This is a genomic window from Crocosphaera sp. UHCC 0190, from assembly GCF_034932065.1.
Classification (GTDB): domain Bacteria; phylum Cyanobacteriota; class Cyanobacteriia; order Cyanobacteriales; family Microcystaceae; genus UHCC-0190.
Genome location: NZ_JAYGHP010000027.1, coordinates 1 through 23,749, shown reverse-complemented (window position 1 = coordinate 23,749; position 23,749 = coordinate 1). Strand labels below are relative to the sequence as shown.

Below are 23,749 nucleotides of genomic sequence, written 5' to 3'. Positions count from 1 at the left end.
TTGTTGATAACAAGTGAAAACGGTTACATCGGGTAAATTTAGTAAAGTATCTAGATGAAAGTCCATTTTTAAGTCTGTAATAAAAAGTAGCTATCGCTACATTTTACCACAGAATGCTGAAAGAGCCAACAGGGGAGTAAGAAACTTATTCAACGTCAAAAAGAAGGAAACAGAAATATAGGTTCTCTCTTAGAAAATGTCATTACTCAAATACACGGTTTAGACAAACTTTCTCGACTGACAAACCCTTTACAGTTTGGGGAAAATGAAGATGATCAACTGTTTGCGGTGGGGTTAGAATTAGTAATTACTTGGGTTAATCGTATTTTATTCTTAAAGTTATTAGAAGCGCAACTGATTAATTATCATAAAGGTGACAAGTCTTTTGCTTTTTTGAATTTAGATAAGCTTAAAAATTATTCTGACTTAAATTTTCTCTTTTTCAATGTCTTAGCTTGTGAAACCAGTCAAAGAGATGAGTATGTTAACGAGAATTTTGCGACTGTTCCCTATCTCAATAGTTCTCTATTTGAACCCACAAACTTAGAACATGAAACCATTGTTATTAGTAATCTTAGACAGGAAAATTTATCTATTTTTTCGGCAACCGTATTAAAAGATAATGCAGGGAAAAAGCGCACGGGTGAACTCAATGCACTACAATATTTATTTGAGTTTCTGGATGCTTATGATTTCAGTAGTGAGGGTTCAGAAGCGATACAAGAAGATAATAAAAGGTTAATTAATGCGTCGGTTTTGGGGTTAATCTTTGAAAAGATCAACGGTAATAAGGAAAGTCAGCGCATACAAGAAACTTTATTTCATGAGAAACAGACTTTAATCGAAAATTGTTTATTTGGGGTGGATATTAACCCAAACTCGGTTAAAATTTGTCGGTTGCGGTTATGGATTGAATTATTGAAAAATGCTTATTATAAGGGACAAAATGAGTTAGAAACTTTACCGAATATTGATATTAATATTAAGTGTGGGAATTCTTTAATTAGTCGTTTTGAGTTACACTCTCCTTTAGGGTTTGGATTGAAAAATAAGCAATATGATATTTTATCTTATCAAAATGCAGTACGAATTTATCGCAAAACTAAAAGTAAGCAAGAAAAACGAGAAACAGAAGGATTAATTAAGAAAATCAAGGATAATTTTAGAACAATATTAAATGAACAAGATCCAAAAAAATCTCAAATCAGAAAGTTAAAAATGCAATTAAATTTATTGGAGAATCAAACATTATTATTAGAGGAAAGTAAAACCGATAAAAAAGCAAGGGAAAAGAAAATCAATAAATTAAATAATGAGATTGATAAGTTAACTGTTGAGTTAGAAGAAATAGAAAGCGGTAAGATTTATGAGAATGCCTTTGAATGGCGGTTTGAGTTTCCAGAAGTGTTAAATAATAAGGGTGATTTTGTTGGTTTTGATGTTATTATTGGTAATCCTCCTTATATTAGACAAGAAGAAATTAAAGCATTAAAACCTTATTTACAACAACAATATACCTGTTATACAGGAGTTGCTGATTTATTCATCTATTTCTATGAAAAAGGATTTAATATACTGAAAATGCAAGGCAGTTTGACTTATATTTCTTCTAATAAATATTTTCGGTCAGGATATGGGGAAAAATTGCGATCATTTTTAACAATAAATACCACCATACATACATTAATAGACTTTGGTGATGCACCTGTTTTTGAAGAAGCGATCGCCTATCCTAGCATTATTATCTTATCCAAAGAAAATCAAAATAGTGATACAACTATTAATGTGTTAACTTGGGAAGCAGATAAACCTTTTAATGAGTTTATTTCTATTATTACTCAAAATAATTTTGTGATGCAGCAAAAAGATTTATTATCTGATGGATGGCGGTTAGAATCTTCTGCTGTGTTACGATTATTAGATAAATTGAGAAATGCAGGTACACCATTAGGAGAATATGTTAAGGGTAGGTTTTATCGTGGTGTTTTAACAGGGTTTAATGAAGCTTTTGTCATTGATAGAGAAACCAGAGATAGATTAATTGCCGAACATCCTTCATCAGAAGAAGTTTTAAAACCGTTTTTAAGGGGACGGGATGTTAAAAGATGGGTGATAAATAATCCTGATTTGTGGTTAATTTTTACAAGACGGGGAATAGATATAAATCAATATCCTGCGATTCTTAATCATTTAACTCAGTATAAAGATAGATTGACACCTGAAATAGAAGGAGGGAGAAAAGCAGGAAATTATCAATGGTATGAGATACAAGATAATATTGCTTATTATAACGAGTTTGAAACTTTTAAAATTATTTATCCTGATATTGCTAATAACTGTAATTTTTCTCTTGACCTAAATCAACTGTTTCCTGATTGTACTTTATTCATGATTCCTAATGGTTCATTATCTTTATTGGCAATTCTCAATTCAAAAGTAATACATTCCTTTTTCCCTCAAATATGTCCAAAAATTAGAGGGGATTTTATGCGGTTTAAATCTATTTATGTTTCTCAAATTCCTATACCAAAAGCCACAGAAAAGCAAGAGAAAAGTGTTACAGAAATAGTTAATAAAATACTAGAAATTAAAAGTAATAATCCTAATGCTGATGTTAGTGAATTAGAGAGAGAGATTGATCAATTAGTGTATGAACTTTATGGGTTAAATGAGGAGGAGATTGCTATAATGGAGAGTAGTCGTTAAACAACCCATGAATCCTTATCAACTTGTAATTGATACTAATGTTATCTTATCAGGATTGCTTTCTCGTAAAGGTGCATCCTATAAATTGTTAAGGATACTGAATGATAAACGTTGGCAAATTAATATTTCTACTACCTTAATTTTTGAATATGAGCAAACTCTCAAAAGAAACTCTCAAAAGTTGGGTTTAACTCTCCAAGAGATTAATTATGTTATTAATGAAATTTGTTCTCTCGCTAACCATCGTAAAATATTTTATTTATGGAGGCCAATGGCAACCGATCCAGATGATGATTTTTTGATTGATTTAGCGATTGAATCTCAAGCTGACTTTATTATCAGTTATAATAAAAAAGACTTAAAAGCAATTGAAAAATTTGGTATTTTAGTCTTGACCCCAAAACAGTTTTTACAACTAATAGGAGAAATAAAATCATGAAACTTAATGCTCAAATTCCTGATGCTTTATACCAGCAACTTGAAACCTTAGCAGATAATCAAAGTATCTCTATTGATCAACTTGTTACTATTGCGTTATCTGCTCAAATTTCTTCCTGGATGACAAAAGATTATATTGAAGAAAAAGCAAAACAAGGAAGTTGGGAAAAGTTCCAACAAGTTTTGGATAAAGTCAGCGATCAGGAACCTGACGAATATGATAAATTGTAATGAGAAGCGAATATAAACTAAGTGAATATGTTATACTGTTTCTTGAGGTTAAGACCCATAAAAACTATTAATTAGAATTAAAAAGTAGTCATGATGAGTACCGATACAGCATTATGGAATATTGTAGAAAATATGCCTGATTCTCTAAAAATTGAGCTTTTACAATATGCTGAATATTTAATGACTAAATCTTTACACCTGCAACCAGAAGAAAAAAGTGAGGAGATAACAACGAAAAAAGTATTAGCGGGTTCAATGAAAGGTACTTTTATTTTACCGTTATCTGAGGATTTTGATGAACCTTTAGAAGATTTTATCGAATCGATAGAACCCTTAGATAAAAACAATAAAAATCAACAAAAAACAGTCATAGAAAAGATGGGAGGTTATCCTAAGTTTTTATTAGAGGGACGTGGAAACTTATCAGATAGAGATGTTCGTAAAAAAATTATAGGAGATATAATCAAAGAAAAACATCAAAAATAGATAGAATAGCTTATAATAAAAACAGAGAAAACAACAGAGAGAATAGTTATGATTAAAGACTCTTATCAAATCAGTGTTGTTATCGAAAAAGATGAATATGGTTATTATGCTTATTGTCCACAATTAGAAGGTTGTCAAACCCAAGGAGATTCTTTAGAAGAAATTAAAACGAATATTCACGAAGCAATTGAACTTTATTTATCCACTCTCTCTGATGACGAGAAAAAAGAACGGTTAAGTCAAGAAATTTTGACTATGACTATGGAGGTAAAAGTTGCCTAAGTTTCCTAGATTAACTGCTAAAGAAGCTGAAAAACTTTTGCTAGATAATGGTTTTATTCAAATTAGAACTCAAGGTAGTCACCGAATCTATCTCAAAAATCAAATTAGAGTAGTTGTTCCTTTCCATTCAGGGAAAATATTACATCCCAAAATTATCAAGCAAGTCATAAATGCAATTGAAAAAGAGTCTGAATAATACATATATTTTACTTATTTCTTGATTTCTAAATAAATATCCTCTGGTAGAATTTGCTGCATCGTATAAGCATTAATATTAGGGAGAGTTACTAATCTGTTTGCTTGCTTTTCAATCGTCTTTTCAAACATATTTCTAACTAATCTACCATTACCAAAACTTTTATCTCGTTTCTCGTATAAATCAGTTAATTGACTTAACATCATTGTTCTCGCATCTGAACTTAACTCATAATTATTTGTCTGACAAATCTGCTCAAAAATATCTAATAATTCGTGAGGGGTATAATCAGCAAAATGAAAATAACGATTAAACCGAGATTTTAACCCAGGATTTGATTCAATAAATCTGGTCATTTCGTCCCCATAACCTGCTACAATAACCACTAATCTCTCTCGATAATCTTCCATACGTTTAAGTAACATCTCAATCGCTTCTTGTCCAAAATCATGACCAGAATCAGCAGGTTTAAGCGTATAAGCTTCATCAATAAATAATACCCCATCTAACGCAGATTCAACTAATTCATTAACTTTTTCTGCTGTTTGTCCTACATATCCTGCAACCATTCCAGATCGATCAGTTTCAATTAAATGTCCTTTTTTCAGAATACCTAACTGTTGATAAATTTTACCCATCAAACGCGCAACTGTCGTTTTACCTGTACCTGGAGAACCACAAAAAACTGAGTGTAAGGTTATAGGAGTTCGAGATAAACCTTGTTGTTCCCGTAACTTTTGAATCTTGAGAAAATTAATATATTGACGCACTTCATCCTTTAAATTATTTAGACCAATTAAATTATTTAATTCTTGTAAATATTCATCAATAGAATGACTCTGAGGATAATTATCTGAATAATAAGAGCTTTTTTTTGTGCTTATATTTTCCCAATTTGTTGTTTTATTTCTCTCATATTTAATTTCTTGTTGTCTTCTTTCTTGTTGAAGCTGATCTTGTTCTCTAATCCTTTGACAATCCCGTTCAATGGCCTGTCTCCGTCTTAATTCTGCTCTCAATCTAACTTTCTCTTGTTCAATTTTTTGTTGCCTTTTATAGTCTTCCTCCCGTTGAATAAGTTGGCGATCGCGTTCAATCTCTTGTTTAATTCTCTCTTGTTTCTTTTGTTCTTCTAGCCTTAATTTTTCCAGATCTTGTTTAACTAAATCATGATAATTATTATAGTCAGACATACTGATAGCCTCATCTAAAGAATTAAGAAACTGTTGCCATTATGGGTTAGAATAATTATGTTAAACCCACAAAGACGCGATCGCAGAAAGTGCTAATTTAGTATTCCCCTCACCCTTCACCAAATTAACACCCCATTAGACGAAAACGCTTCACCCCCACAAAAAAAATATTATCAGCGTTATTACAAGCCACCTTTAACCCTTTTGTGCTAGAATTTTTGAAGATTTTGCTATTAGGGGAGTCGAAAGTCGTCTCTTCAGCCATTATTTAGGGAAGTTCCATGACAACAACAAGTAACTACGGTGCAGAACAAATTCAAGTTCTCGAAGGACTCGACCCTGTTCGTAAACGTCCAGGGATGTACATTGGAACCACTGGGCCGAGGGGACTACATCATCTCGTCTATGAGGTGGTGGATAACTCCATTGATGAGGCCTTAGCTGGTCACTGTACCCACATTGAAGTGGATATCAACGCCGATGGTTCCGTGACTGTTATCGACGACGGACGGGGCATTCCCACAGACATCCATCCTACCACGGGAAAATCAGCCTTAGAAACCGTCATGACCGTACTTCATGCGGGGGGAAAATTCGGGGGAGGAGGTTATAAAGTTTCTGGGGGGTTACATGGGGTCGGAATTTCCGTCGTCAACGCCTTATCAGAATGGGTAATTGTAACTGTTTGGCGAGACGGAAAAATCCACGTTCAACGCTACGAACGGGGAATTCCTGTCACAAGCTTAGAAGCAAAACCAGATCCAGAACATTCAACCGGAACCTCTATTTCTTTCTTGCCAGATACTCAAATCTTCACCGGAGGAATTGAGTTTGATTATAATACATTGTCAGGAAGATTACGAGAATTAGGATATTTGAATGCGGGAGTCAGAATTACCTTTACTGACCACAGAAAAGAAGAACCCCATATAGAAAGTTATTGCTATGAAGGCGGTATTAAAGAATACGTTGCCTATATGTGTCGAGACAAAGATCCATTACATCAAGATATTATCTACGTTTCTGGTGAAAAAAATGGTGTTCAATTAGAAGTTGCCTTACAATGGTGTATTGATGCTTATAGTGATAACTTGTTGGGATTTGCTAATAATATTAGAACTATTGATGGAGGAACCCACTTAGAAGGGTTAAAAACAGTCCTAACCAGGACAATGAATAATGTTGCCCGCAAACGAAATAAAATTAAAGAAAATGAACCGAACTTAGGGGGAGAAAACGTCCGCGAAGGGTTAACCGGAGTGATTTCGGTGAAAGTTCCTGATCCAGAATTTGAAGGGCAAACAAAAACAAAATTAGGCAATACAGAAGTGAGGGGAATTGTTGATTCCTTAGTGGGAGAAGTGCTAGGAGAATACTTAGAATTTAACCCCCATGTTGCTGATAATATTATTGAGAAAGCAGTCCAAGCTTTTAAAGCAGCAGAAGCAGCAAGACGGGCCCGAGAATTAGTCCGCCGTAAGTCAGTTTTAGAATCTTCTCCCCTACCTGGAAAATTAGCTGACTGTAGTAGTAGAGATCCCCAAGAATCTGAGATTTTCTTAGTAGAAGGAGACTCCGCAGGAGGTAGCGCAAAACAGGGACGAGATCGACGGTTTCAAGCAATTTTACCCCTCAGAGGAAAAATCATTAATATTGAGAAAACCGATGATGCTAAAATCTACAAAAATAACGAGATTCAATCCTTAATTACTGCTTTAGGCTTAGGCATTAAAGGGGAAGAATTTGATTCCGCACAATTGCGTTATCATCGTATCGTAATTATGACCGATGCTGACGTTGATGGAGCGCACATCAGAACTCTTTTATTAACCTTTTTCTATCGTTATCAACGGGACTTAGTAGATCAAGGATATATCTATATTGCTTGTCCTCCATTGTATAAAGTAGAACGGGGGCGCAACCATGTTTATTGTTATAATGAGAGACAATTACAAGAACATTTGAACACTTTGCCAGCTAATGCAAATTACACCATTCAACGGTTTAAAGGGTTAGGAGAAATGATGCCCACTCAACTTTGGGAAACCACCATGAACCCAGAAACTCGTAGCATGAAACGGGTAGAAATTGAAGATGCTGCTGAAGCTGATCGCATTTTTACCGTGTTAATGGGCGATCGCGTGGCCCCCCGACGGGAATTTATTGAAACCTATGGGCCCAAGTTGAATTTACTCGATTTAGATATTTAATAAAATGGCAGACAAAACAACATTAATTCGGTTGTCTCAAGCTCAATTGAATTTATTAGAAATTTGTCCGCCTCAATTTCAACGCTTGTATTTAGAACAATTGGGATCGCCCATGAGTCCAGAAATACAGGATAATTTAACCTGGGGAAGCCAATTTCATCAATTAATGCAGCAACGGGAATTAGGCTTACCCATTGATTCTCTTTTAGGGAAAAATCAAGACTTACAACAAACAATGACGGCGTTAGTAACGGCCGTAGAAACACAACATGAGATCAGCCAAACTCCCTGGAAAGAAGCGGAACATTGTCGAAATTTTGCCCTACAAAGATATTTATTGACAGTGATTTATGATTTATTAATTCTCACAGAAGATCAAGCGCAAATATTAGATTGGAAAACCTATCTTCAGCCACAAAACCAGCAAAAACTTGCTAAAAATTGGCAAACTAGGCTTTATTTGTATGTCCTTGCAGAAACCTCTGATTATCTTCCTGAACAAATTTCTATGACTTATTGGTTTGTGAAACTGCCTCACGAACCCCAATATTTAACCTTTGTTTATAATCAAAAAGAACATCAAAAAACTCATAAAGATTTAACTAAATTATTAAGCAAGCTTGATGATTTTTTAGAGAATTATAATCAAAATAACATTAATTTTTCCCATTTTAATAACTGTGGAGAGACCTGTCCTTATTCCTCTCTGTTTCCTGAGCTAAAAGATAGCATAGAGGATGAGGATGAGAATGAAACTGAGGATAATTTATCATTAATTATCGATGAAATAGAAGAAGTGTCAATTTGAAAGTTGAAAATCTCAAAATAAATCTTTATTGTGTCCTCATAACTGATAAAATGACATTGGATACATCTTTATTGTATGAGTATTATTATGAATTCTCCACAACCTACCACTGGTGCAGATGCTGTTGATGTTGCGATCGCTGCGGGACTCGATCTTGATGGTACGCCGATTCCCACTGCTAAGTTAGAATTATATAATAATGTCATGGCTTTAGAAGGACAACGACAACGGAGTGGAGTTAGTAATACCATGCGTTCTCGTATTGTTAGAATTGGGGCGAAACATATCCCCCAAGAAGACTTAAATCAGATGCTTCTTAATGCTGACTTTGCTCCTCTTAAAGAGAAAGAAATTGCTTTTTATTACAAAAAATAATGGCATTTAAATTTGATCTGACCATTTTTAACTAAGCCAAAGAGATTATAAGTGTTTAGGTGATTTTGCACTGCCCTAAAAGCCTTAAACCTAAATAAAGGATTAGATTGTACATAAAAAGGCGATCACAACCGATACAATAATGTCGGTTTATTCTATCTAACTCTACAAATACAGCTTATGCCACGCCGCGAAGATCTAAAGAAAATATTAATTTTGGGCGCAGGCCCTATTGTAATCGGACAAGCTTGCGAATTCGACTATTCTGGGACTCAAGCTTGTAAAGCGTTACGAGAAGAAGGCTATGAGGTGGTTTTAGTCAATTCTAACCCTGCTTCTATTATGACCGATCCGGACATGGCTAACCGTACCTATATCGAACCTCTCACCCCCGATATGGTAGAAAAAGTCATTGCCAAAGAACGTCCTGATGCGTTATTACCGACAATGGGAGGACAAACTGCCCTGAATGTGGCCGTAGCATTGTCTAAAAATGGGGCCTTGGATAGATACAATGTAGAATTGATCGGTGCGAAACTCCCTGCTATTGAAATGGCAGAAGATCGCAACCTATTCAAAGAAGCAATGGCTAAAATTGGGGTTCCCGTCTGTCCTTCCGGTATTGCTAGTACCCTCAAAGAAGCAAAGGCTATTGGGGAAGAAATCGGTTCCTATCCCTTGATTATACGCCCTGCATTCACGTTAGGGGGTACTGGAGGGGGTATTGCTTATAACCAAGAAGAATTTGAGGAAATGGCCCAATTTGGGATTGATTCCTCTCCAGTCTCTCAAATTTTAGTCGAAAAATCCTTGTTAGGTTGGAAAGAATACGAATTAGAAGTCATGCGCGACTTAGCGGATAATGTGGTCATTATCTGTTCTATCGAAAACTTTGACGCAATGGGGGTACATACAGGAGACTCTATTACTGTAGCCCCGGCCCAAACTTTAACAGATAAGGAATATCAACGGTTAAGAGACTATTCTCAAGCCATTATCCGCCAAATTGGGGTAGAAACAGGGGGATCTAACATTCAATTTTCGGTTAACCCTGTTAATGGGGATGTGATCGTTATTGAAATGAACCCCCGCGTTTCTCGTTCTTCTGCGTTAGCATCTAAAGCGACAGGGTTTCCTATTGCGAAAATTGCCGCTAAATTAGCTGTCGGTTACACTCTCAATGAGATCAATAACGATATTACTAAGCAAACCCCGGCATCTTTTGAACCGACTATTGATTATGTGGTGACAAAAATTCCTCGGTTTGCGTTTGAAAAATTCCCCGGTTCTCAACCTATTTTAACCACTCAGATGAAGTCGGTAGGGGAAGCAATGGCCATTGGTCGAACCTTTCAAGAATCTTTCCAAAAAGCGTTAAGATCTTTAGAAACGGGTCGTTATGGTTTTGGTTGCGACAAGAAAGAAACTTTACCTTCTCTGTCTCAAGTTCGGGCCAGTTTACGCACTCCTAATCCTGAAAGGGTTTATAGTATTTACCATGCCATGAAATTAGGCATGACAGTGGAGGAAATTTACGAATTAACTGCCATTGATATCTGGTTTTTGGATAAATTACAAGACCTCATCGAAACAGAAAAGGTTATCAAACAAACTCCCTTGAAACAAATAACTGCCCCGCAAATGCGGTTAATTAAACAAAAAGGGTTCAGCGATCGCCAGATAGCTTTTGCCACGAAAACCACAGAAGATGAAGTCCGGGCCTATCGTAAAGGTTTAGGCATTATTCCGGTGTATAAGGTAGTCGATACTTGCGCAGCTGAATTTGAAGCCTTTACCCCTTATTATTACTCTACCTACGAACCCGACGAAACGGAAGTCACTCCTACAGATAAACCCAAAGTCATGATCTTAGGTGGAGGGCCAAACCGCATTGGCCAAGGGATCGAATTTGACTATTGTTGTTGTCATGCGGCCTTTTCTCTCAGTGATGCAGGGTTTGAAACCATCATGGTTAACTCCAACCCCGAAACCGTTTCTACCGACTACGATACCAGCGATCGCTTATATTTTGAACCCTTGACCAAAGAAGATGTCTTAAACATCATTGAAACTGAGAACCCTGTGGGTGTTATCGTGCAGTTTGGGGGTCAAACACCCTTAAAATTAGCGGTTCCTTTGCAAAAATACCTAGATAGTCCCGACTGTCCCGTACAAACCAAAATTTGGGGTACTTCTCCTGATTCTATCGATACTGCGGAAGATCGGGAACGTTTTGAGAAGATCTTACACGATCTCAACATTAAACAACCCGCGAACGGTATTTCTCGCAGTTATGAGGAGTCTGTCGTAGTTGCTTCTCGTATTGGATATCCGGTGGTGGTTCGGCCTTCTTATGTATTAGGGGGACGGGCCATGGAAATAGTCTATTCTGATGAGGAGTTAGAACGGTACATGACCTATGCGGTACTGGTAGAACCCGATCATCCCATCTTAATTGATAAGTTCCTAGAAAACGCGATCGAGGTGGATGTAGACGCATTATGTGACGCTACCGGAAAAGTGGTTATTGGTGGCATTATGGAACATATTGAACAAGCAGGGGTACATTCTGGTGACTCGGCCTGTTCTCTCCCTTATATCTCCCTTTCTTCTAGCGTTGTTGACACTATTCGCACTTGGACAACTGCTTTGGCCAAGAGTTTAAAAGTGATCGGGTTAATGAACATTCAATATGCGGTACAAGGGGAACAAGTTTACATTTTAGAAGCAAACCCCCGCGCATCTCGTACTGTTCCTTTCGTTTCTAAAGCAACCGGACGACCTTTAGCGAAAATTGCTTCTTTGGTGATGTCAGGAAAAACCTTAGAAGAATTAGGGGTAACAGAGGAATTAATACCCAGTCATATTTCGGTTAAAGAAGCTGTTTTACCGTTCCAAAAGTTCCCAGGTGCAGATACTTTATTAGGGCCAGAAATGCGGTCTACAGGTGAAGTAATGGGAATAGATAATGACTTTGGCAAAGCATTTGCTAAGGCAGAAATTGGCGCAGGAGTTGATTTAGCTACCACCGGAACTGTCTTTGTTTCCATGAGCGATCGGGATAAAATCTTAACGGTTCCTGTGGTTAAAGATCTCGTCGCTTTAGGGTTTAAAGTGGTGGCAACTTCTGGGACACAAAAGGTCTTAGAGGAGAATGGAATAGATGACGTTGAAGTAGTCTTAAAACTTCATGAAGGTCGTCCCCATGTGATAGATTGGATCAAAAATAAACAGATCCAATTTATTATTAATACCCCAAGTGGAGAAGAATCACAAGTAGATGGTCGTATGATTCGACGCACTGCTTTAGATTACAAATTGCCCATTATTACCACTATAGCAGGGGCAAAAGCAACCGTCGCAGCCATTCGATCTTTACAGACTCAACCTTTAGAAGTTAAGGCGTTGCAAGATTACCTTTCCTAACATTAGTAGGGTGGGCAATGCCCACCTTTGTAAATTATAATTAACTACTGTTTAAAAAAGGAGAATAAATAATGTCGTTAACACAAACTGAGAAAAAGATGTGGGAAAAATCTAAAGTAAAAAATCCTGCAAAAATGTCAGATGATGAAATCAATAGAAAGTATGAAAAAGGAGAAAAAAGAATTTTAGCTGAAATAGGTAGAGAAAAGTTACCTAGTTTTGCAGCATCTTTGAAAGAATCTCAATATATGGAAATGAACACTCGTCCCTTTTTTCAAAGAAGAGAACGTTGGGATGACACAAAAAAATCTCTACTTATTGAATCATTTTTAATGAATATTCCAATCCCTCCAATTATTCTTTATGAGAAAGATTATAATTCTTATGAGGTAATGGATGGACAACAAAGAATTACAGCAATTCAAGATTTTTATAATAATAGACTAACTCTAAAAGATTTAGAAGTTTGGCCCGAACTAAATGGAAAAACTTATGATAATCTACCTAAAAAAATAAAAGCAGGAATTGATAGGAGATCAATTTCAACTATTACATTAATAACAGAATCAACTGATGATCCAGAAGAAGCATTTTTTTTAAAGCAACTAGCATTTGAAAGAATTAATACAGGAGGAGTTAAGCTAAGCCGTCAAGAAGTTCGTAACTGTTTATTTTATAATGAATTTAATGAACTTTTGTTAGAATTATCTGCTAATCCAATTTTTGCAAAAGCGTGGCGTATCCCGATAGATAATGAGAAAGAAAGAAATAAAAATACTTTATATAAAAAAATGGGCTCTCCCGACATCTTGGTATAAAATGTATAATCAGCTACAATACTTAAGATGGTGGGTTACGACGCGGATTAAAACTTATTAGTTTTTCATCAAAATCATAGCCGCGTCTAACCCACCCTACGAATTATAAGCTTTACTTATCACCACAAGTACGGGAGAGCCAACTTCAAAATACTCATTTATCAGTGGGAGAAGAAGTATTTTTAGTGAGTGAAACTAAAGCTTATTGTAAATCAGTTAGAATTGAAAGCATTATGGATGAACAAAAAGAAAACAAACAAATAATAGATATAGATATAGTGAATGAACAAGAAATAGGCTTAAAATTTAATAGTAGTGCCAAAAAAGGATTAAGTATTTTTCAATATGTACAGAAATGTGAGGATGGGGAAAGTAAAAATGATGACCTATAATTTCACCTTAGTACAGCATCAGAAATTGCTCGAAGAATCAACAAAAGTCGAGAATATATTCGTCTTTTAATTGAAGGAAAAAGAGGAAAAGGTGATTTTCCTTTACCAATTTCGGGTATTTCTAATAAATCCTTACTTTGGAGTTGGGTAAATGTTACTCAATGGTTACAACAAAATAAGTTAATTAATGATGACTTAGTAAAAATAGCTCAAGATATTGCTGATTTTAATCATCTTCTTTTCTATCGTAAAGATGAGTCAGCTTTTTATCGCATGAATACCCTTAAAGAATTACTTTCAGCAGCTTAGAAAGATCACAGAGAATCTATTATTGGTAGTGAAAAAGATGAGTTACGTCAATATTAATACTTAATTAACAGGACGAGAAGGCTCAATTGGACTAATTATAGAAGAACGCGGCGTAATTTTACTGGATTTTTCTTTTTCTAGAAGAACAATTTTCTTTTGCAGTTTTGTGACTTCTCGCTGTAACTGACTTAGCTGATTTTCTAAACTAGAAAATTCTCTTTCATTCTTCTGTTCGTTTTCCCTTTGACTAGCCATTAATTCAGCTTCAAGTGCCTCTTTTTCCCGTCTTAACGTATTAATTTCTTGGGTGAATTGTTGCTCTAATTGCTCAAATTTAGACTGTTTTTGAAACAACTCAGGGAAACCGTCACCCAATAAAAAAACGCTTCCCATTCCCACAAAAACACCCCCCAAACCAAGCAAGATCGCCGTCACAATACGACCACGCCATTTTTGGGAATTGGACAACCTTGCCAGCAAATTTAAGGCTTCATCACAATCAGGTTTGATCGCTAAACATTGGCGAATTCTCAAGCGAATATTATTAGCATCCTCACGATGATGGTTTTCTTGCCAACGTCCCATGTGAGCCGATGCTAAACTGAGTAACATATCTAAATTAGAGGGATTAAAGGCCACCGCCTCTTGTAACTCAGCGATCGCATCATCCCAATGTTTCAAGCGCATATACCCTTGAGCGCGAATATAATGATCATTGGACTGTTTTTGGGCAGATTGAATTTCCGTGGGTTCAATGCCTAATTCAGCAGCAATGGTTTCTAATTCTTCGGTGGTGGGAATACGCTGACTAGAGTGACTCCATTCCGTCACTCGCTGAATATAATTATCAATGACATTATTTGAGACATTTTTGGCAACTGATGTCATTTTTACCCTATCCCCTGCGCCTGAGTTGATCTTTAATTTATCATACAAAAAATTAATGATTAATTGAGATTGTAACTTTTAATCCTGGGCCATCGTGCGAATAATATCCCCTTGGGTGAGAATACCAATGACTTTTGTATTATTATCATCAATGACAGGTAAACGACGAATTTTCTTTTCGTGCATGAGATGAGCCGCTTCTCGTAATGATTGAGACGCTTTAATACTAATGGGTTTTGCTGTCATTACTTCCCCAACGGTTTGTCCTAATGCCTTATGGATTTCTTGTTCGTAACGGGCAGGATTTTGTAAATAAATAACACTATCCAAAATCATAATATAAGGCGGGGGTTCGACTCCCGTTTCTTGCCACATTAAATCGGTTTCAGAAATCACGCCGACAAGTTTACCTAATTCGTCAACAACAGGTAAACCACTAATCCGCTTTTCTGCCAAAACTCCGATGGCTTCGGATAGGGGAGTTTGTGGTGTAACCGTAATGGGATTAGGAGTCATTACATCTGCAACAGTCTTGGTCATGCCTTACCTGGGAAACAGTTTCATGGGCGACTGATTTTCATTGTAAGCAATTTTTGAGGGCAAACTGTCAGGGCGTAAAGAGATTGTTACAACGACTCTAGGAAAAAGACAGTTAGCCTCGACAATTAGCTTGTGAGGTGTGATTAACCACCTTCTAAGCTGGTGGCGATGCTAACTGCTCCACTGTTGTTCCCTAACCACTTCCCATCTTCGAGGGGATCACTAAAATAAACAACCGAAGTTTAGGAACTTAATCCCAAAGTTAAGAAAATTCTTAGAACAGTCCCTCAATCGTACTTGAAGACTGGATTTGAGTTATTTACTCACCATCACATAATGTTGTCTTAACTTCGGAAATTTGAGCTTAACTTCCTTATCTTCCAAAATTGGACAAAGTTATGTTAGGGGATGGCCACAACTGGAACAAAAGCGATCGCCTGATGTCACTGAGTTACCACATTGACTACAAAAGCGTTTCTGATTTTGGGGCGTTTCTCCCATTCCCAGGGTCATATTGCCCATTTTCATGGTCATGGGCTTCATATTCATCTCCATATCTCCCATTTTCATGGGTTCCATCGGAGAAACAGAAGCTTGAGTAACTTGCTCAAGGGGTAAAGGTTGGACATTCCCTAAAAATGGAGTGTTTTCCATAATTCTCATACTGTTTCCCTGAATTTGGATCAAGTTTTCCCCCGTTTCTGTCGTCAATTTTATCATAATTCCTTGGGGTATTGGGTAAATTTGTGGGGGTAATGTCCAACTTCCTGTCAAAAATCCACTACTTGATTGTTGTTGTTGTCCCATATTTCCACTAATGGACGTGATAATGGTTTGATTACCTGAGTTTTCTAGATAAACTTGGTGATTAGGACTGAGTTGACACATATAAACCATGATTAACCTCCTGGGTTAAATGAATGTTCTGGGAGAAAATTAAGTCTGTTGCTGAAATTTGTGGAAAACTTTAAGATTTTGACCGAGGATAAAAATTGATATAATAAGTCAAAATATCAGAAATATCGCCTTTTTCATCGAAAACATCCCAGACGACTTGTGGAAAACTTCAGAACTTTTTCCACATCTTTTCCACAGAAGTAACAGAAAAGGAAGAAAGATTTAAGGAACAAAAGGCAAATTTTAAGTCAAAATACAACTGATCTACTGTCAACCTCTGCCAACTACCCATGAAATTCGTTTGTAGTCAAAGTGACCTCAATAGCAACTTATCTTTCGTTAGTCGTGCGGTTCCTTCCCGTCCTACCCATCCTATTTTAGCGAATGTGTTAGTCGTCGCGGATGCTCAGAAAAAACGGGTTAGTTTAACTGCATTTGATCTAAGTTTAGGCATAGAAAGCAGTTTTAGTGCTGATGTTACCGAAGAAGGCAAAATTACCTTACCCGCAAAACTCCTCAATGATATTGTCTCACGGTTATCGGAAGGGGAAATCACCATAGTTGCTGAAGAAGTGGAAGAAGATGAAACTTTGTTAGTCCTTCTCAAGTCAGTCTCAGGACAATTTCAGGTGCGGGCCATGAAAGCAGATGAGTTTCCCCCCTTACCTACCATTGAAGACGGAGAGTCTATCGAATTGCCCATCGTCATTTTAACAGAAGGGTTAAAAGGGGCTTTATTTGCCGCTAGTAGTGATGAAACTAAACAGGTGTTAACGGGGGTTCATTTAACGGGAACTCAGGATAGTTTAGAATTTGCAGCCACTGACGGTCATCGTCTCTCTGTGGTGCAAACGACCTTACAACCTAGTACGGATGACGATGAGCCAGGAGACACAACAGAAATGCCTAATTTGGAAGGGTTTTCTCTGACTATTCCGGCCCGGGCCTTACGGGAACTTGAACGGATGATCGGGGGCCGGCCTGATACAGAAGCGATCGCCTTACAAGTAGATGATGCCCAAGTGGTGTTTGAGTTGGGACAACAACGATTAACGGTTCGTAAATTGGATGGGGCCTATCCTAATTATCAAATGTTAATCCCCAAAAACTTTAGCCGCACTATTAGTTTAGAACGGAAACGATTGTTAACCAGTCTGGAACGAGTGGCGGTTTTAGCGGATCAAAAAAACAATTTAGTTAAGTGTACTTTTGACAGTGAAGAAGGACAGGTTTCTTTATCGGTAGAAACTCAAGATTTAGGCAGTGCGAAAGAATCCATGCCGGCTGAAATAACCGGAGACAGTGGGGAAATTGCTTTTAATGTGAAGTATTTAATGGATGGTTTAAAGGCTTTACCCGCTAAAGATATTCAGATTCAGTTAAATGAAGGAAATCAACCGGTTATTTTTAGTCCTTTGGGGGGTTTAAAAATGACCTATTTAGTGATGCCTGTACAAATCGTTAAATAACTTACTCTAAGTAGTCGGAGAAAATTAAATTTGACCAAAAAACTGCTTATTTATGTCCGACTACTTAATCATTTACAGAAATGAAAGAACTTCACTTCATAATTACACAATTTTGTCAAGTCTTAAGCAATAATACTCAGCAACAAAATAGTACACTTGCTCAAAATAGAGGGAAGAAATCGCACAAACTAGAACAAAGTCAAAGCAAAATTACGGTTTCTAAGGGTTTAACTTGGTCTAAAAAAGTTTGTAATTCTTTACCTTCTATGACTTCAGTTTCTAGAATTTTCTGGGCAATTTCTTCCAGTAATTCTCGATTTTGCTTGAGAATCTTTAAAGCATTTTCATGACCCTGTTCAACAATTTCTTTCACCTCATTATCAATAGCTTTAGCCGTTTCATCACTGACCATACGACGAGGGTTCATTATGCCATCCCTTAAAAAATTGTTTTGTTGCCCTCTTTCATAGGCCAAAGGCCCTAAAATTTTACTCATGCCGTAGGTTGTCACCATCTGTTCCCCTAAGTCCGTGGCCCGTTGCAAATCATTAGCTGCCCCCGTGGTAATACAATCAAAGATAATTTCTTCGGCTGATCGTCCCCCTAATAAAGTCGCAATTTGTTGCCGTAATTCCGACTCTGTTAACAAAAAACGGTCTTCTGTGGGCATTTGTAGGGTATATCCCAAGGCTGCCATACCGCGAGGCACAATGGAAATTTTTGCCACTCTACCGCCTCCAGGCATCGCTGCACCAACGATCGCATGACCCACTTCATGATAGGCAACAATTTTCTTTTCTTTCTCACTGAGGACACGGCTTTTCTTTTCTAAGCCGGCCACCACTCGTTCTATCGCTTCATAAAAGTCTGCTTGGGCCACGGTTTTCCGTTCATTACGGGCCGCCAATAAGGCCGCTTCATTAACCAAATTGGCCAAATCTGCCCCCGCAAACCCAGGGGTACGGGTAGCGATTTCTTTTAAATCCACATCTTGCCCTAATTTGACTTTGTTGGCGTAGATTTCCAGGATTTTTAATCGGCCCGATAAGTCGGGGCGATCTACCAAAACTTGACGATCAAATCTACCGGGACGTAATAAGGCAGAATCAAGGGTTTCTGGGCGGTTAGTAGCGGCTAAAACAATCACGGTGGCATCTCCCGCACTAAACCCATCTAATTCGGTTAAAAGTTGATTTAAAGTCTGTTCTCGTTCATCATTGCCCCCCATAAACCCCCCACTCGCGCGAGATTTACCGATGGCATCTAATTCATCAATAAAAATGATACAGGGGGCTTTTTTCTTGGCCTGTTCAAATAAATCTCGCACTCTGGCGGCCCCGGCCCCGACGAATAATTCCACAAATTCTGAACCAGAAATACTAAAAAAGGGAACACCTGCCTCTCCGGCCACTGCTTTAGCTAAGAGGGTTTTTCCTGTTCCTGGAGGCCCCACTAATAAAACTCCTTTGGGAATGCGGGCCCCAATGGCTAGATAACGCTGAGGATGTTTGAGGAATTCGACAATTTCTTGCAATTCAGTTTTGGCTTCTTCTACACCAGCCACGTCTTGAAAGGTGATTTTACCCGTGTCTCCTTCTACATAGACTTTAGCGCGACTTTTGGTAATAGATAGGGCCCCGGCCGGAGAATTGTCATTGCGGTTCAGGAAAAATTGCCACACCGCCACAAAAATTAAGGGGGGAATGACCCAACTTAAAAGATTGCTAAACCAGTTATTCTTAGGGGGAGGGGCCGCCGCAAATTCTACTCCTTTGGCTTCGAGGCGTTTGGGTAATTCTAAGTCAAAAATAGGGGTTGTTTTGAAAATTTGTCCAGGTTGTTCGTTTTCTGATTTTAATTGATAGCGAATTTCATCCTGAGCCACAAAGACACTGGTAACTTTACCATCTTCAACTTGATCGATAAAAAGACTATAGGGAACTTGGGGAATGGAAGTCCCAAAGATTTGCGGGAAAAATAAATTAGCAATCAAGAATAATCCCGCTAAAAATAGCAGAATATTGCTTAATTGTCGTCTCCAGGACGGTTGAGGTTTAACACCCATTCGACATTTTTTAAGGTAGCTTTTCCTATCTAATATTTTAGGGTTGTATCACAATTAAGTTAAATAACTTATTAAAAAAACATTAAAAATCGTTTATGCTAAAGATCAAGGTGCAACCTTAATTTTGTTTGTGGGCGATCGCCGTCATTACAATTAACAGGCTGATGGAATCATTCACTTGCCGGCCTAAGGTAAAATGTCCTATTCATTCTAGGGGTTCAGGCGATCGCTGATGACAAACGGTTGCGTTCTTGTTACAAAATTTTACTTGTTGACCTTCAATCGTGATCGCTAATTTTAATGAATCTTATCTTAGTATTGGGTTTACTGATTCTCGGACTTGTGCTTTTGGTCGTTGGGGCAGAAGTTTTAGTGCGGGGGGCTTCCCGTCTAGCTTCTAGCCTTGGTATTTCCCCTTTAGTGATTGGGTTAACCATTGTTGCTTATGGTACCAGTTCCCCAGAAATGGCTGTGGCAATTCAATCAAGTTTAGCGGGTCAAGCTGATTTAGCTTTAGGGAATGTAATTGGTAGTAATATCTTCAATGTTTTGGTAATTTTAGGATTATCTGCCTTAGCGATTCCTTTAATGGTTGCCCAACAATTAATTCGTTTGGATGTTCCGATTATGATTGGGGTATCTTTTCTGACTTTATTGTTTGGACTTGATCATAGAATTCATCGTTCTGATGGTATTATTCTGTTTATTGGAGGTATTGTTTATACTGTTTTTTTGATTTACCAAGGTTCCAAAGAATCCGATAGTGATTATGATAATGAATATGGGGAAAAAGAACCTTTATCCGGTTATCAATGGTTTAAAAATATTGCCTTAATGTTGTTAGGATTAGGACTGTTAGTGTTAGGATCTCAGTGGTTAATAGATAGCGCGGTAATTATTGCTCGTAGAATTGGGGTGAGTGAATTAATTATTGGCTTAACCATTGTTGCCGCAGGAACATCTATGCCGGAGTTAGCAACTTCGATTGTAGCAGCATTTCGTGGAGAGAGGGATATTGCCGTTGGTAATGTGGTTGGTAGCAATATTTTTAATATTTTAGCCGTCTTAGGAATCTCAGCTATTGTCTCTCCTAATGGGGTAGCAGTTTCGGACGCGGTACTTCATTTTGATTTACCTGTTATGATTGCGATCGCTGTTGCTTGCTTACCAATTTTCTTTACAGGAAATGTGATTGCAAGATGGGAAGGACTACTATTTCTGAGTTATTATGCAGCCTATGCAACCTATCTAATTTTACATTCAACTAATCATGATAGTTTGCAAATTTTTAGCACGGTGATGTTATTTTTTGTCATTCCCATTACGGTGTTAACCTTAACAATTTTAACCCTCCACAGTTTACGAAAACGTCATAGGCAAAAACAGATCACCCGTCAACAATCAGATTAAAATCTAGATTCTCTATTCCTGCTCTTTGTTCTGACCTTGTAAAAAATTTCGCAATTTTAATAGGCTAAAAGTTTGGCATAAATTAAGCGGTAATAGGGAAATTCCTTCTAAACGAGATTGTACCCAACCATCTCCCCATAACCATTCATGATAACCATCAATTCCTTGACTAAGAATCATCCGTAAATAGTTATTATCAGCAACTTCTACTTGATGTTCTATGGTAATTATTCCGAGGGAACTGGTAAACTTTAACCCCGTTTCTAAGATATCAGGAAGATCAGGAGATAGGGTTTGAGGCAATAACCATTGATTCAAGTAACTGGGTTTGAGTAAACTATCTCTAATAAGTTTTTGGTTCCCAGGGACAGCAATTCGCAATTGACTTTGTTGAAAGTTTCCTAACATAAATAATTTCAGGTAACAATAGGATCATTAATTAACCAATCAAGAGCTTGAATATCAAAAAAAATTGAGTATTCAGGCTGGAATTTATCAATGTGGTTTAAGATGCTTTCCAAACCACTAAAACCACCCCAAAGACAATAAATCCTAAGCCAAAAGCACGATAGATAGGAATGGGTTCCTTAAAGATAAAATAACCCATCAAAACCGAGAATATATAGATAATAGAAGCCGAGGGGCCAGCTACACTAAGACTAACACGGGTGAGTAACAGAATATAAGCGATCGCCCCTAATCCATAACAAAATAAACCCATTAATAACTCTGGGGTTAAAACAATTTTCAAAATATGACTAACCGCATTACCCGCATCAACTTTTCCCAATTTAGTTGCCCCCAATTTCAGGAACAATTGTCCCAAAGCACTGGTTAACACTGAAATCAATAATAAACAAAACTCTTGAAATGTCACAACTACACGCTCCCGCTAACAAGATCTAGTCTATTAATTTACCTTACGCTCCATCTTAACGCCAGGGCCTTGTCATCTACCTAACTTATTAGGAATCTCCGAACACCCCCCTGGAATGGTAGCGCGAGTTTGTTCCCCACTCCAAGCACATAAATAGTAACGTTGTTCATCCGTGAGATGTTGTACCCCACTCAAATTACAATTTTCAATCACAACCCCTGTATAAGCCCCGGTTTGATAATCTGGGATCTGATTGCGAGAACGGGGACTAGCGGTTTCTAGGGAACCATAAAATAAGCGGGTGCTTTTGAGATCAGCATTTTTGAGATTGGCATCATATAAAACCGTACGAGATAAATTCCCTTTGACCAAATCACAACCACTTAAATCAGCCCGAACCAGATTGGCCTCACTTAAGTCAGTCCACCGTAAATCTTGCCCGGATAAATTAGCCCCGGCCAACATCACCCCTAAATTAATCACCCGTAACCCATGGGCCCGATCTTCTGCATAACCTCCTGAACCATCTAACATCGGCCTTCCCAGACGGCTATCCCGCATCAAGGGCGTTAATAGCCGTGATTGAGACAAAAATCGTAAAATTTTTGATTTTCCCCCCGCATCGACACTACTCAAAATGGCTGCCGTACGTCCTTCGGCAATAGACCGTTCTTGGGGCCAATCTTCTAACATCCCTTCTCCATCCAAAACCAGATCAGAAATCCCTTGAAAATAGGTGTCAATGGTTTGTTGTTGGGTAATCACGTTTTGTTGTAGGGTTAATTCCTTGGAAATCACATATTGGGCCCAAGCAATATAAACTGCTAACAAGGCAATCATAATTTGACCCAAAGCCCCCACCCATTCCGCCCAAGAGCCAAATTCATCATATTTGAATTGATTTAGCCAACCCGTAATTCTTTGATAAATCCCGAAATAATAAGCTAATCCCAGCACAGACAGGACAAAAACCGTAAATCCCGTTAAGCTTTGTCGTTCTTGGGGAGTGAGATATCTTAACAACCAATCTCGAACTGAAGGAAGGATAACCCGTAAGGACAAGGCAAAGGCAACCAATGCACTCGTAAAACCAACCCAAGGCAACTGCAACCCTAAACCAATGACCATCAGGGCAGCAGCCGTTAACAATAACCAAGGATTGGAAGTTTTGATTTCCTGGAGGTAACGGGGTTTGGGTTCTTCTTCAGCAATCGGTATGGTTGGTTTTGATGATAAGGAAGGGGTTAAAACTTTGCCGTTTTCTGCCGAAGAAGGGACAGAAGACGACTTAGGGGGAATGGTCATGGAATTGCTACTAAGATAAGTTGCTAGTTATTAGTTTAGCGGTTCTCGATCCCCCTTCCCACTCTTAGATAACTCTAGCACTAGATATTTTTGTACTTATTTTAAGGGCGATCGCTCCCCATTTAAGGAAGTGCGATCGCTTTTCATCGTGAATCAATTTTGACACTCCCGCTACATTGCCTTAGAAATTAGCTGAAGATTATCTCTTAATGTCGGGGTGAAGACCCCCGTTACACGGATGTTAGCGGTGGGATGAAACCCCGACCAGTAAACAAACCGCGCAGCGTCCATACTTTCCCTTTTGACATCTTGTGCTACAGGACTTAGCATAATAATATAGTTGTTTGAGGTCGAAAAACAATGATTGTCTTAGAGATGAAAGGGGTAATCAAGCCCAATCAAGCTAATGCTATTGACGATGCTATTAG

General features: G+C 37.7%; 22 protein-coding genes and 1 pseudogene. 14 read left to right on the top strand and 9 right to left on the bottom strand.

The genetic code is table 11. The annotated features are described in order from the left end of the window. Positions 1 to 288 precede the first annotated feature (288 nt). From VB715_RS21445 to VB715_RS21420, 6 genes and pseudogenes are all read left to right on the top strand, one after another. A pseudogene (locus VB715_RS21445) lies at positions 289 to 2,706 on the top strand (Eco57I restriction-modification methylase domain-containing protein); the annotation flags it as partial. A 7-nt stretch (positions 2,707 to 2,713) separates the two neighbouring features. Continuing rightward, positions 2,714 to 3,145 carry a putative toxin-antitoxin system toxin component, PIN family gene (locus tag VB715_RS21440; protein ID WP_323303235.1) on the top strand — a complete coding sequence of 144 codons (432 nt, stop codon included), beginning with the start codon at positions 2,714 to 2,716 and terminating at the stop codon, positions 3,143 to 3,145. Further along, positions 3,142 to 3,375, top strand: a complete 234-nt coding sequence (locus VB715_RS21435; protein ID WP_323303234.1) for a hypothetical protein — start codon at positions 3,142 to 3,144, stop codon at positions 3,373 to 3,375. Before VB715_RS21440 ends, VB715_RS21435 begins: the two co-directional genes overlap by 4 nt. Before the next feature lie 90 nt (positions 3,376 to 3,465). Continuing rightward, positions 3,466 to 3,861 (top strand): DUF2281 domain-containing protein, encoded by a 396-nt coding sequence (locus tag VB715_RS21430; RefSeq protein WP_323303233.1) that lies wholly within the window; start codon positions 3,466 to 3,468, stop codon positions 3,859 to 3,861. Between the two features lie 48 nt (positions 3,862 to 3,909). Beyond that, positions 3,910 to 4,143: a type II toxin-antitoxin system HicB family antitoxin gene (locus VB715_RS21425; RefSeq protein WP_323303232.1), complete on the top strand. Its 234-nt coding sequence runs from the start codon at positions 3,910 to 3,912 to the stop codon at positions 4,141 to 4,143. Continuing rightward, positions 4,136 to 4,339, top strand: a complete 204-nt coding sequence (locus VB715_RS21420; protein WP_323303231.1) for a type II toxin-antitoxin system HicA family toxin — start codon at positions 4,136 to 4,138, stop codon at positions 4,337 to 4,339. The genes VB715_RS21425 and VB715_RS21420 overlap by 8 nt, the downstream gene beginning before the upstream one ends. Positions 4,340 to 4,353: 14 nt before the next feature. Here VB715_RS21420 and VB715_RS21415 read toward each other — a convergent pair whose 3' ends face one another. Continuing rightward, positions 4,354 to 5,532 (bottom strand): AAA family ATPase, encoded by a 1,179-nt coding sequence (locus tag VB715_RS21415; protein WP_323303230.1) that lies wholly within the window; start codon positions 5,530 to 5,532, stop codon positions 4,354 to 4,356. A gap of 281 nt (positions 5,533 to 5,813) precedes the next feature. Between VB715_RS21415 and gyrB the strand changes: the two genes are divergently transcribed. The 6 genes from gyrB (at position 5,814) to VB715_RS21385 (ending at position 13,561) form a co-directional block, all read left to right on the top strand. Then, positions 5,814 to 7,742, top strand: a complete 1,929-nt coding sequence (gene gyrB, locus VB715_RS21410; RefSeq protein ID WP_323303229.1) for a DNA topoisomerase (ATP-hydrolyzing) subunit B — start codon at positions 5,814 to 5,816, stop codon at positions 7,740 to 7,742. Between the two features lie 4 nt (positions 7,743 to 7,746). Continuing rightward, positions 7,747 to 8,550, top strand: coding sequence for a PD-(D/E)XK nuclease family protein (locus tag VB715_RS21405; protein ID WP_323303228.1), 804 nt, complete (start codon positions 7,747 to 7,749; stop codon positions 8,548 to 8,550). Positions 8,551 to 8,637: 87 nt separating this feature from the next. After that, positions 8,638 to 8,925: a DUF4090 family protein gene (locus VB715_RS21400; RefSeq protein WP_323303227.1), complete on the top strand. Its 288-nt coding sequence runs from the start codon at positions 8,638 to 8,640 to the stop codon at positions 8,923 to 8,925. Positions 8,926 to 9,105: 180 nt separating this feature from the next. Then, positions 9,106 to 12,351: a carbamoyl-phosphate synthase large subunit gene (gene carB, locus VB715_RS21395; RefSeq protein ID WP_323303226.1), complete on the top strand. Its 3,246-nt coding sequence runs from the start codon at positions 9,106 to 9,108 to the stop codon at positions 12,349 to 12,351. Between the two features lie 71 nt (positions 12,352 to 12,422). Further along, positions 12,423 to 13,169: a DUF262 domain-containing protein gene (locus tag VB715_RS21390; RefSeq protein ID WP_323303225.1), complete on the top strand. Its 747-nt coding sequence runs from the start codon at positions 12,423 to 12,425 to the stop codon at positions 13,167 to 13,169. 164 nt (positions 13,170 to 13,333) lie between these two features. Further along, on the top strand, positions 13,334 to 13,561 hold the full coding sequence (locus VB715_RS21385; protein WP_323303224.1) for a hypothetical protein: 228 nt from the start codon (positions 13,334 to 13,336) through the stop codon (positions 13,559 to 13,561). A gap of 369 nt (positions 13,562 to 13,930) precedes the next feature. Here the strand turns inward: VB715_RS21385 and VB715_RS21380 are convergent, their stop codons facing one another. From VB715_RS21380 to VB715_RS21370, 3 genes are all read right to left on the bottom strand, one after another. Next, positions 13,931 to 14,758, bottom strand: a complete 828-nt coding sequence (locus tag VB715_RS21380) for a hypothetical protein (protein ID WP_323303223.1) — start codon at positions 14,756 to 14,758, stop codon at positions 13,931 to 13,933. A gap of 78 nt (positions 14,759 to 14,836) precedes the next feature. Continuing rightward, a complete protein-coding gene (locus tag VB715_RS21375) occupies positions 14,837 to 15,298 on the bottom strand; it encodes a CBS domain-containing protein (RefSeq protein ID WP_323303222.1) in 462 nt (153 codons plus the stop codon). 396 nt (positions 15,299 to 15,694) lie between these two features. Next, the gene (locus tag VB715_RS21370; RefSeq protein ID WP_323303221.1) at positions 15,695 to 16,195 is read right to left on the bottom strand and encodes a zinc ribbon domain-containing protein; all 501 of its coding nucleotides are present in this window, start codon (positions 16,193 to 16,195) and stop codon (positions 15,695 to 15,697) included. Between the two features lie 290 nt (positions 16,196 to 16,485). On the opposite strand from VB715_RS21370, the gene dnaN reads away from it, so the two are divergent. Beyond that, positions 16,486 to 17,664 carry a DNA polymerase III subunit beta gene (dnaN, locus tag VB715_RS21365; protein WP_323303220.1) on the top strand — a complete coding sequence of 393 codons (1,179 nt, stop codon included), beginning with the start codon at positions 16,486 to 16,488 and terminating at the stop codon, positions 17,662 to 17,664. Between the two features lie 199 nt (positions 17,665 to 17,863). On the opposite strand, the gene ftsH4 is transcribed toward dnaN, so the two are convergent. Then, positions 17,864 to 19,729 carry an ATP-dependent zinc metalloprotease FtsH4 gene (gene ftsH4, locus VB715_RS21360; RefSeq protein ID WP_323303219.1) on the bottom strand — a complete coding sequence of 622 codons (1,866 nt, stop codon included), beginning with the start codon at positions 19,727 to 19,729 and terminating at the stop codon, positions 17,864 to 17,866. Positions 19,730 to 20,029: 300 nt separating this feature from the next. Here ftsH4 and VB715_RS21355 point away from each other — a divergent pair, with 300 nt between their 5' ends. Beyond that, on the top strand, positions 20,030 to 21,139 hold the full coding sequence (locus VB715_RS21355; RefSeq protein ID WP_323303218.1) for a calcium/sodium antiporter: 1,110 nt from the start codon (positions 20,030 to 20,032) through the stop codon (positions 21,137 to 21,139). A gap of 12 nt (positions 21,140 to 21,151) precedes the next feature. Here the strand turns inward: VB715_RS21355 and VB715_RS21350 are convergent, their stop codons facing one another. The 4 genes from VB715_RS21350 to VB715_RS21335 form a co-directional block, all read right to left on the bottom strand. Continuing rightward, positions 21,152 to 21,547: a hypothetical protein gene (locus tag VB715_RS21350; RefSeq protein ID WP_323303217.1), complete on the bottom strand. Its 396-nt coding sequence runs from the start codon at positions 21,545 to 21,547 to the stop codon at positions 21,152 to 21,154. 97 nt (positions 21,548 to 21,644) lie between these two features. Then, positions 21,645 to 22,016 (bottom strand): EamA family transporter, encoded by a 372-nt coding sequence (locus VB715_RS21345; RefSeq protein ID WP_323303216.1) that lies wholly within the window; start codon positions 22,014 to 22,016, stop codon positions 21,645 to 21,647. A gap of 72 nt (positions 22,017 to 22,088) precedes the next feature. Beyond that, positions 22,089 to 23,321, bottom strand: a complete 1,233-nt coding sequence (locus VB715_RS21340) for a pentapeptide repeat-containing protein (RefSeq protein ID WP_323303215.1) — start codon at positions 23,319 to 23,321, stop codon at positions 22,089 to 22,091. A gap of 171 nt (positions 23,322 to 23,492) precedes the next feature. Further along, on the bottom strand, positions 23,493 to 23,651 hold the full coding sequence (locus tag VB715_RS21335; RefSeq protein WP_323303214.1) for a hypothetical protein: 159 nt from the start codon (positions 23,649 to 23,651) through the stop codon (positions 23,493 to 23,495). Positions 23,652 to 23,749 lie beyond the last annotated feature (98 nt).

Excerpts from the sequence above, each read along its gene's own strand:
- VB715_RS21440 (WP_323303235.1), top strand. The coding sequence starts at position 2,714 with ATGAATCCTTATCAACTTGTAATTGATACTAATGTTATCTTATCAGGA.
- VB715_RS21435 (WP_323303234.1), top strand. The coding sequence starts at position 3,142 with ATGAAACTTAATGCTCAAATTCCTGATGCTTTATACCAGCAACTTGAA.
- VB715_RS21430 (WP_323303233.1), top strand. The coding sequence starts at position 3,466 with ATGATGAGTACCGATACAGCATTATGGAATATTGTAGAAAATATGCCT.
- VB715_RS21425 (WP_323303232.1), top strand. The coding sequence starts at position 3,910 with ATGATTAAAGACTCTTATCAAATCAGTGTTGTTATCGAAAAAGATGAA.
- VB715_RS21415 (WP_323303230.1), bottom strand. The coding sequence starts at position 5,532 with ATGTCTGACTATAATAATTATCATGATTTAGTTAAACAAGATCTGGAA.
- gyrB (WP_323303229.1), top strand. The coding sequence starts at position 5,814 with ATGACAACAACAAGTAACTACGGTGCAGAACAAATTCAAGTTCTCGAA.
- VB715_RS21405 (WP_323303228.1), top strand. The coding sequence starts at position 7,747 with ATGGCAGACAAAACAACATTAATTCGGTTGTCTCAAGCTCAATTGAAT.
- VB715_RS21400 (WP_323303227.1), top strand. The coding sequence starts at position 8,638 with ATGAATTCTCCACAACCTACCACTGGTGCAGATGCTGTTGATGTTGCG.
- carB (WP_323303226.1), top strand. The coding sequence starts at position 9,106 with ATGCCACGCCGCGAAGATCTAAAGAAAATATTAATTTTGGGCGCAGGC.
- VB715_RS21390 (WP_323303225.1), top strand. The coding sequence starts at position 12,423 with ATGTCGTTAACACAAACTGAGAAAAAGATGTGGGAAAAATCTAAAGTA.
- VB715_RS21380 (WP_323303223.1), bottom strand. The coding sequence starts at position 14,758 with ATGACATCAGTTGCCAAAAATGTCTCAAATAATGTCATTGATAATTAT.
- VB715_RS21375 (WP_323303222.1), bottom strand. The coding sequence starts at position 15,298 with ATGACCAAGACTGTTGCAGATGTAATGACTCCTAATCCCATTACGGTT.
- VB715_RS21370 (WP_323303221.1), bottom strand. The coding sequence starts at position 16,195 with ATGGTTTATATGTGTCAACTCAGTCCTAATCACCAAGTTTATCTAGAA.
- dnaN (WP_323303220.1), top strand. The coding sequence starts at position 16,486 with ATGAAATTCGTTTGTAGTCAAAGTGACCTCAATAGCAACTTATCTTTC.
- ftsH4 (WP_323303219.1), bottom strand. The coding sequence starts at position 19,729 with ATGGGTGTTAAACCTCAACCGTCCTGGAGACGACAATTAAGCAATATT.
- VB715_RS21355 (WP_323303218.1), top strand. The coding sequence starts at position 20,030 with ATGAATCTTATCTTAGTATTGGGTTTACTGATTCTCGGACTTGTGCTT.
- VB715_RS21350 (WP_323303217.1), bottom strand. The coding sequence starts at position 21,547 with ATGTTAGGAAACTTTCAACAAAGTCAATTGCGAATTGCTGTCCCTGGG.
- VB715_RS21340 (WP_323303215.1), bottom strand. The coding sequence starts at position 23,321 with ATGACCATTCCCCCTAAGTCGTCTTCTGTCCCTTCTTCGGCAGAAAAC.
- VB715_RS21335 (WP_323303214.1), bottom strand. The coding sequence starts at position 23,651 with ATGCTAAGTCCTGTAGCACAAGATGTCAAAAGGGAAAGTATGGACGCT.